Raw genomic sequence first — 7534 nt, 5'->3', positions numbered from 1 at the left:
GACGAGTGCTGCGATCCGGTCGTGGTCTCGCGGGGTGCGCCGCGCCCCGCGCCCGCGACCTGCGGGACGTCGGGCCCCGTCGCGGGGGTGTGGTGCGGGACGTCCGGGCCCGCGGCCCCCGTGCGCGATATACCCGGTTCCGCGGACCCGGAGTGCCGCTGCTGCTCCGGGGACCGGGGCGCCCGCCCCGCCGCGGTCCGCTCCGGACCGTCGGACGTGAGGGGCTGCCCGGTGTCCCGGGACTCCGGCACGGGCCGGGGCTCTCCGTCGGCGGGCAGTCCGATGCGTTCGGTGTCGTGCGTCATGCCGTCGTCCTTCCGTCAGCCCCGTGCCGATCCGTCTTCCCGTGGTCCGGGCGGACGCGCTCGGCGGGCGTGTCTCCGAGCAGTACGTCGAACAGCGCACGCGCCTCGACCAGCGCCTCGCGCAGCTGCTCCGTGCTGCTTCCCTCGCGCACCGCGCTGTGCACCTTGCGGTACCCGTCGATCTGCTCGGCGTGGTGCACGGACAGCGCGGCCGTCTGCTCCTCGAAGCCGGCTCCGTCCGGGAAGCCCCGGTCCCGGGCCAGCCGCGCCAGCAGCGCGTCGGCCTCGGCGACGGCTTCGCCGGGCGAGTCGATGAAGGTCTGCTGGATGATCGTCCAGCGGCCGGCGTAGGCCTCGCGCGTCTCGGGGCTCAGCGGCCGCTCGTGCAGCGAGCCGTGGATCCGCACCCGCTCGGCGAGCTCGCGTTCGGCGGCCTTCGTGTCACCGCCGTGCCGGGCGACCGTACGGTCGTACTCGGGTCCGAACCGGCGGCGCAGGCCGTGGCCCCCGCCGCTCCGGGCGCGGACGAGGAAGTATGCGATCACGGCCACCAGGACGACGGCAACGATGATCACCACGGTCGTCGTCATGACGGACGCTCCTGTCGGTCGGCGGTCGATGCGTCGTGCTGTCCCACGCTCGTCAACTCCTCTCGGCTCGGGGCCCGTCCGATGCTCCTGCAGGGCGGTGCGCAAGCTGCGTGTACCCGCTTTCCCGGGTTCATGCCGAACAGCCCCACCCGGAAACGGAACGGCGGACACGCCGGGGACGTGCGAGCCGCGTATCCGGGCCGAGCGCCGACGGCGGGGGACAATCGTGTGATACCCACCGAAGTGGTCAACAAAGGAGCGTTTCGTGGCACTGACCCGCGAAGAACGTGAGCGGTTTCTCGCCGAGCCGCACGTCGCGGCACTCGCCGTCGACTCGGCGGAGGGAGGGCGGGCTCCGCTCTCCGTGCCGATCTGGTACCAGTACGAACCGGGCGGTGACGTCTGGATCATGACGGGTCGTCGCTCCCGCAAGGGCGTCCTGATCGCCGAAGCCGGCCGCTTCACCCTGCTGGTCGACCGCGTGGCACCCACCGTCCGCTACGTCTCGGTCGAAGGCCCCGTCGTCGGCACGCTCCCGGCCACCCGCGAACAGCTGGTGGAGATCTCGGCGCGCTATCTCCCCGCGGAGAAGGTCGAGGGCTACGTCGACTTCGCCTGGAAGGAACACGGCGAACAGGTGGTCATCCACATGCGCCCGCAGCACTGGCTCAGCTCGGACCTCGGCCAGGGGTGAGCGCGTACGGAGCGCGGTGAACCGCGCGGCCCCCGGCGGTCGGCGCGGTACGCGGCCGGCGGGAGCGGGTTTCCGCGATCCGCTCGGTCCGGGCACCGTACCCGAGCCCTGCCCGGCCGTCGGCCGGCCGATCGGCCCTCCGTACCCGTCTCGGGTGAGAGGCGCCGACAGGTTCCCCCTCGGGTGGCAGCTCGGTCCTGCCGGCCCGGCCTGGCTGCTACGGCGCCCCTGCGGTTCCCGCCGGTGCGGGTGCGCGGAAAGGCCGCCGTCGAGGCCACACCGTCAGCAGCCCGGGCTTCGCCGGTTCCGCGGTGTGCGGCTCCACGGATCGGGCGCGGTCGGGTATCCGCCACGCCCGGTGGGCACCCGCGGCTGCCGCAGCTGCCGGGAGAGGCGTCCCGGCCGCTAGGCGGGCGTCGTCGGCTCCAGGCGGTCGCGGAGTGTGGCGGCGAACTCCTCGGCGCGCTCCAACTGCACCCGCAGGTCCGCGATTCTGTCGGCCGCGGCCCGCTCGTAGCTCCGCACACGCCCGAGGTACCGCTCCCGCTCCTCGGCGTCCGGCGTTGTGCCGCGCCCTGTGTCGAGGTGGTCGGTGGCGTCCAGCAGATCGCCCATCTGCTCCAGCGTGAAGCCGAGCGGTTTCATCCGGCGGACCACCATCAGGCGGGCCACGTCGCTCTCCGTGTACAGGCGGAAGCCGCCCTGCGAGCGGGCCGAGGGGACGACGAGGCCGATCTCCTCGTAGTGGCGGATGGTCCGCAGGGACAGCTCGGTCCGCGCGGCCACCTCGCCGATCTGCATGTGCTTGTCGTCCACGTCCGCGTCCTGCCTCGTCCGGTCCTCCGGCGCTGCCGCGTCCACGACCCCGCCCATCTCTACCCTAACGTTAGGGTAGAGTCGTCCAGGTCGTGGCCGGCCCGGTGGGCCGGGCCGCGTCCGTGCCGGAGCCGACGGCGCCCCCGGCCGACACCCCGATACCCGCAGGAGCCACCGTGCGCGAGTTCGTGACGCCCGGTGCTGCCACCTGCCCCACCGTGGCGGGTCGGTGCCCGAGTCCGAGCGGTCCGGCCTGAGCGGCGGGTTCGCGTCGCCGCGCCGCACGGCCCGGGCTGCCCGCCAGGCGCCCCCGTCCCCCGCACCGTTCCCTCGACGCCGGCCCGTGAGCCGCGCCAGGGGGCGTCGCCCGAGTACGACAGGTTTCCGCTTCCTTGACTTCCTCCCCGACATCCGCCGCTTCGCGCCTGCGGGGCCTGCGTCCCGACTGGCTGGGCGACCCGAAGGTGTGGCGCACCGAGGTGCTGGGCGGCCTCGTCGTCGCGCTGGCGCTGATCCCCGAGGCGATCTCGTTCTCGGTCATCGCCGGGGTCGATCCCGCGATCGGCCTGTTCGCCTCCTTCACCATGGCCGTGGTGATCTCCGTGGTGGGCGGCCGGCGCGCGATGATCTCCGCTGCCACCGGAGCGGTCGCCCTCGTGATCGGGCCGCTGAACCGGGAGCACGGCCTGGGGTACCTGATCGCCGCGGTCATCCTGGCCGGCGTCTTCCAGATCGTGCTCGGTGCGCTCGGGGTGGCGAGACTGATGCGGTTCGTCCCCCGCTCGGTCATGGTCGGCTTCGTCAACGCGCTCGCCGTGCTCATCTTCATGGCGCAGGTCCCGGAGATGCGTGACGTGCCGTGGCCCGTCTACCCGCTGATCATCGCCGGTCTGGTGCTATTGGTGCTCCTCCCGAGGATCACGAAGGTGGTACCGGCGCCGCTGGTCTCCATCGCCGTCCTCACCGTCATCACCGTCGCGGCCGGCATCGCGGTCCCCACCGTGGGGGACAAGGGAGCGCTCCCCTCCTCCCTGCCCGTGCCGGGTCTGCCGGACGTCCCCCTCACCCTCGGGACGCTGGCGACCGTCGCCCCGTACGCCTTCGCCATGGCGCTGGTCGGGCTGATGGAGTCGCTGATGACGGCGAAGCTCGTCGACGACATCACGGACACCCACTCCGACAAGACCCGCGAGTCCATCGGCCAGGGCATCGCCAACATCGTCACCGGCTTCTTCGGCGGCATGGGCGGCTGCGCCATGATCGGCCAGACGATGATCAACGTGAAGGTGTCCGGGGCCCGGACGCGCCTGTCGACCTTCCTCGCCGGGGCCTTCCTGATGGTGCTGTGCATCGTCTTCGGGCCCGTCGTCTCCGACATCCCCATGGCCGCTCTGGTGGCCGTCATGGTCATGGTGTCGTTCGCGACCTTCGACTGGCACTCCGTCGCCCCCAGGACGCTGAGGCGGATGCCGGCGGGGGAGATCACCGTCATGGTGGTCACCGTGGCCTGCGTCGTCGCCACGCACAACCTGGCCGTCGGCGTCGTCGTCGGCTCGGTCACCGCGATGATCGTCTTCGCCCGCCGTGTCGCGCACCTGGCCGAGGTCACCTCCGTCGTCGACCCGGACGGCACCACCGTCGTGTACCGCGTCACCGGGGAGCTGTTCTTCGCCTCGTCCAACGATCTCGTCGGCCGGTTCGACTACGCGGGCGACCCGGACGACGTCGTCATCGACCTGTCGTCCGCCCACGTCTGGGACGCCTCGTCCGTAGCCGCCCTGGACGCGATCGAGACCAAGTACGCGCAGCGCGGCAAGACCGTCCGGATCACCGGGCTCAACGGCCCCAGCGCCCGCATGCACGGTTCGCTGAGCGGCGAACTCTCCGGCGGGCACTGACTCCGCACCGGCGGGTGGGTACCCCTGCCCGGAGACGTGGACGGGGCCGGGGAACTGCTCCCCGGCCCCGTCCACGTGGCGCAGCGCGTGCTCCGTCACCCGCGGGGCGGAAGGCGGTGCAGCCGCACGTCGGCGAGCCGCCCGCCGGTCGCCTCCGCCGTCATGAAGGTGCGGTGCGGCTGACGCCGCCTGTCGGTCGGCGACCCCGGATTGAGCAGCCGCAGCCCGCCGGGGGCGACCGTGTCCCACGGGATGTGGCTGTGGCCGAACACCAGGACGTCGAGATCGGGAAAGCGCTCGGCGCACCGTCGCTCCCGGCCCTGCGACGCGCCCGTCTCGTGCACGACACCGATGCGGAGTCCGTCGCACTCCACGCGTGCCACCTCCGCCAGCCGCGCTCTCAGCTCCGGCCCGTCGTTGTTGCCGAACACGCCGACGAGGCGCCGGGCACGGGCCTCGAAGAGGTCCAGGGTCGCCGCGTCCACCCAGTCTCCGGCGTGGAGGACGACGTCGGCCGCGTCGATCTCCGCCAGCAGGGGCGCGGGCAGCGCCCTGGCCCGTTTCGGCACATGGGTGTCCGACGTCAGCAACAGGCGCACAGCCACTCTCCCGTCCCGCCGGTTCAGCGGTTGACGACGTGCCGTTCGTCGGGCACGCAGTGGGTCATCGTCAGGCCCTCGACGTCACGCGGCGGGTTCTTGCCCAGGTTGGCGAGGCGCTTGCGGTCCTCGTCCGACAGGTCCTGGCTCGCCAGCGGCTTCAGCCCCGACACGTCCTGGGGGCTGATGCCGAGCCCCTCGCCGACCCGCAGGCCCAGATCGTTCTCGACGAGCAGGAAGTGCCACACCATGCGCTCCTGCACCGGCCGATCGCACTGAGAGAGCATGTCGACGAAGTTGGCCACCAGGTCGTCCCGCTCCCAGTCCTCCAGCAGCAGGTACCGCTGGCCCGCCTGCAGGTAGTCGTTGGTCAGGGGGATCCGCTTGCGGGTGAGCCGGCCGCGGATCTCGGGCCCCTGCTCGTCATGCGTCGGATAGGAGCCCTCGCGCAGCCCGCCGGTGATCGACGGCTCGTAGTTCACCTCCGGGTTGTCACCGTGGTGCCCGTTGTCGTACGCCATCATGCCGTCGCGCTGGTTGGTGGCCACGCGCGCGTTCTTGGCCTGGTTGACCGGAAGCTGCAGGTAGTTCGGACCCACCCGGTAGCGCTGGGTGTCGCTGTACGAGAAGGTCCGGCCGACCAGCATCTTGTCGTCGGAGAAGTCCAGCCCGTCGACCAGCACACCCGTGCCGAAGGACGCCTGCTCGTTCTCGGCGAAGTAGTTGTCCGGCACCCGGTTCAGCACCATCCGGCCCACCGGCTTCGGCGGGAAGTCCTGCTCCGGCCAGGTCTTCGTGTCGTCGAGCGGGTCGAAGTCCAGCTCGGGGTGTTCCCCGTCGGACATCATCTGCACGACCAGTTCCCACTCCGGGTAGTCACCCCGCCCGATGGCCTCGTAGAGGTCCTTGGTGGCGTGCCCCAGCTCCTTCGCCTGGACGTTGGCCGCGTCCTCGGCGGTCATGCTGCGCACGCCCTGCTTGGGTAGCCAGTGGTACTTCACCAGCACCGACTCGCCCTCGGCGTTCACCCACTTGTAGGTGTTGACGCCGAAGCCCTGCATGTGGCGGTAGTCGGAGGGGATGCCGCGCGGGCTGAACAGGTTCACGAGCATGTGCATGCTCTCCGGGGTCTGCGACATGAAGTCGAAGATCCGCCCCGGCTTCTGCTCGTGGGAGACCGGGTCCGGCTTGAGGGCGTGGATGACGTCGGGGAACTTGATCGCGTCCCGGATGAAGAAGACGCCGAGGTTGTTGCCCACGAGGTCCCAGTTGCCGTCCTCGGTGTAGAACTTCACGGCGAAACCGCGCGGGTCCCGGGCGGCCTCGGAGGAGTCACGGCCGCCGATCACCGTGGAGAAGCGGACGGCGACGTCGGTGCGCTTGCCCGCGTCCTGGAACAGCTTGGCCCGCGTGTACCGCGAGATGGGCTCGTCGCCCCAGGTGCCGTACGCCTCGAAGTAGCCGTACGTCGTCACACCCCGCGCGTGCACCACGCGCTCGGGGATGCGCTCCCGGTCGAAGTGGCTGATCTTCTCCAGGAACTGGTAGTTCTCCAGGGTGGCCGGTCCTCTGGCCCCCACGGTGCGCTGGTTCTGGTTGTCGTAGACGGGGTGCCCCTGCCGGTTCGTCAGCACCGGGCGGTCGTCCTCGTGGTCGGGTCCTTGGCTCGCTACGTCTGTCACAGCCAACTACTCCTTCTCGCTGTCCCGGGTTCGCGGCTGAGTTGTGCCTCGTACCCCTGAGTCCGCTCGTGATGCGGTGGGGACCGCCCCGGACTCCGGGGTGCCGGGCCGCTCCGCCGGGGAAGCGGAAATCCGGAACGCGAGAAGGCGGGCGTGCCCGGCCCCTTCCCGTGGACGGTCTCCAGGCCTCATGCTCCCGCCACCGCCGGGGCCCCACCACCGCAGCGGGTCGAACGGACGACGTGATCGCGCGCCCCACGACCCGGCGGCGAGCCTCCCCGCGCTCCCGGGGACCGCACGGGTCGCGGCCCGGCGCGCCCCGCTTCCGGAACCGCCGCGATCCGACACGCATGGGAGTACGGATGACGGGCATCCGGACGATGACACTCCGATGCGACGGAAGGAAGCAGCCGTGCTGATGCCCCACCCCACGATCCTCCGCGGACTCGTCGAGCGGTACGAGGCGCTGAGCGGGACCTCCGGTTCGGCGGGAGCAGCTCTGGAGGACATCAGCTACACGCTGTGCGTCTCCACCGGCACTCGGAACGTCGAGGACGCGCTCGCCGTGGCCGGGCGGTATCTGGACGAGACCCTCGTGGGCGAGACGGTCGAGGGCGGAGCACTGGCGGGCGAGGTCACGGACGCCGAAGCGGTGACGCTCACCGCCTGACGGCTCGACGGCCGCGGCCCGCGAGCAACGGCCGCGGGCGCCCGGCCGGGGTGACAGCCGGCGGCCGACGGATACGAGGACGGACGTGAGTGTCCTCCATACGCGGATCGAACCGAACGCGGATCGAACCGTACGCGGAACGAGAGTGCCGGACCCTGCTCCGTGGGGCCGCCGACGGTGGCCGTCGGCCGGTGCCTCGCCCGCTCCGCCGCCGGATCGTCAGCTCCTGCCCGCGTACGGGCCGTGCGGGAGAGTGGCCCGGCTCGGTGCCTCCGCGACA

At 71.7% G+C, this 7534-nt stretch carries 7 protein-coding genes and 1 pseudogene; 3 read left to right on the top strand and 5 right to left on the bottom strand.

Annotated features, from left to right (window positions below; genetic code table 11):
• Both ABZ371_RS26145 and ABZ371_RS26140 read right to left on the bottom strand, forming a co-directional pair.
• A pseudogene (locus ABZ371_RS26145) lies at positions 1-305 on the bottom strand (hypothetical protein); the annotation flags it as partial.
• On the bottom strand, positions 302-895 hold the full coding sequence (locus ABZ371_RS26140) for a hypothetical protein (protein WP_358683900.1): 594 nt from the start codon (positions 893-895) through the stop codon (positions 302-304). The pseudogene ABZ371_RS26145 and the gene ABZ371_RS26140, both read right to left, overlap by 4 nt.
• A 265-nt stretch (positions 896-1160) precedes the next feature.
• Between ABZ371_RS26140 and ABZ371_RS26135 the strand changes: the two genes are divergently transcribed.
• Positions 1161-1589, top strand: coding sequence for a pyridoxamine 5'-phosphate oxidase family protein (locus ABZ371_RS26135; RefSeq protein ID WP_358683898.1), 429 nt, complete (start codon positions 1161-1163; stop codon positions 1587-1589).
• A gap of 405 nt (positions 1590-1994) precedes the next feature.
• Here ABZ371_RS26135 and ABZ371_RS26130 read toward each other — a convergent pair whose 3' ends face one another.
• The gene (locus ABZ371_RS26130; protein ID WP_358683896.1) at positions 1995-2462 is read right to left on the bottom strand and encodes a MerR family transcriptional regulator; all 468 of its coding nucleotides are present in this window, start codon (positions 2460-2462) and stop codon (positions 1995-1997) included.
• Between the two features lie 335 nt (positions 2463-2797).
• On the opposite strand from ABZ371_RS26130, the gene ABZ371_RS26125 reads away from it, so the two are divergent.
• Positions 2798-4303 (top strand): SulP family inorganic anion transporter, encoded by a 1506-nt coding sequence (locus ABZ371_RS26125; protein WP_358683894.1) that lies wholly within the window; start codon positions 2798-2800, stop codon positions 4301-4303.
• A gap of 95 nt (positions 4304-4398) precedes the next feature.
• Here the strand turns inward: ABZ371_RS26125 and ABZ371_RS26120 are convergent, their stop codons facing one another.
• Positions 4399-4902, bottom strand: coding sequence for a metallophosphoesterase (locus ABZ371_RS26120; RefSeq protein WP_358683892.1), 504 nt, complete (start codon positions 4900-4902; stop codon positions 4399-4401).
• 23 nt (positions 4903-4925) lie between these two features.
• Complete coding sequence (locus tag ABZ371_RS26115; RefSeq protein ID WP_358683890.1) at positions 4926-6584, bottom strand: catalase; 1659 nt, start codon at positions 6582-6584, stop codon at positions 4926-4928.
• A 418-nt stretch (positions 6585-7002) separates the two neighbouring features.
• Between ABZ371_RS26115 and ABZ371_RS26110 the strand changes: the two genes are divergently transcribed.
• Positions 7003-7254 carry a DUF5133 domain-containing protein gene (locus ABZ371_RS26110; protein ID WP_358683902.1) on the top strand — a complete coding sequence of 84 codons (252 nt, stop codon included), beginning with the start codon at positions 7003-7005 and terminating at the stop codon, positions 7252-7254.
• Positions 7255-7534: the final 280 nt, after the last annotated feature.

Origin of the sequence: Streptomyces sp. NPDC005899 (assembly GCF_040629645.1) — a bacterium.
GTDB lineage: Bacteria > Actinomycetota > Actinomycetes > Streptomycetales > Streptomycetaceae > Streptomyces.
This window is presented reverse-complemented; position numbering and strand designations above follow the sequence as displayed.

Excerpts from the sequence above, each read along its gene's own strand:
- ABZ371_RS26110 (WP_358683902.1), top strand. The coding sequence starts at position 7,003 with ATGCCCCACCCCACGATCCTCCGCGGACTCGTCGAGCGGTACGAGGCG.
- ABZ371_RS26130 (WP_358683896.1), bottom strand. The coding sequence starts at position 2,462 with ATGGGCGGGGTCGTGGACGCGGCAGCGCCGGAGGACCGGACGAGGCAG.
- ABZ371_RS26140 (WP_358683900.1), bottom strand. The coding sequence starts at position 895 with ATGACGACGACCGTGGTGATCATCGTTGCCGTCGTCCTGGTGGCCGTG.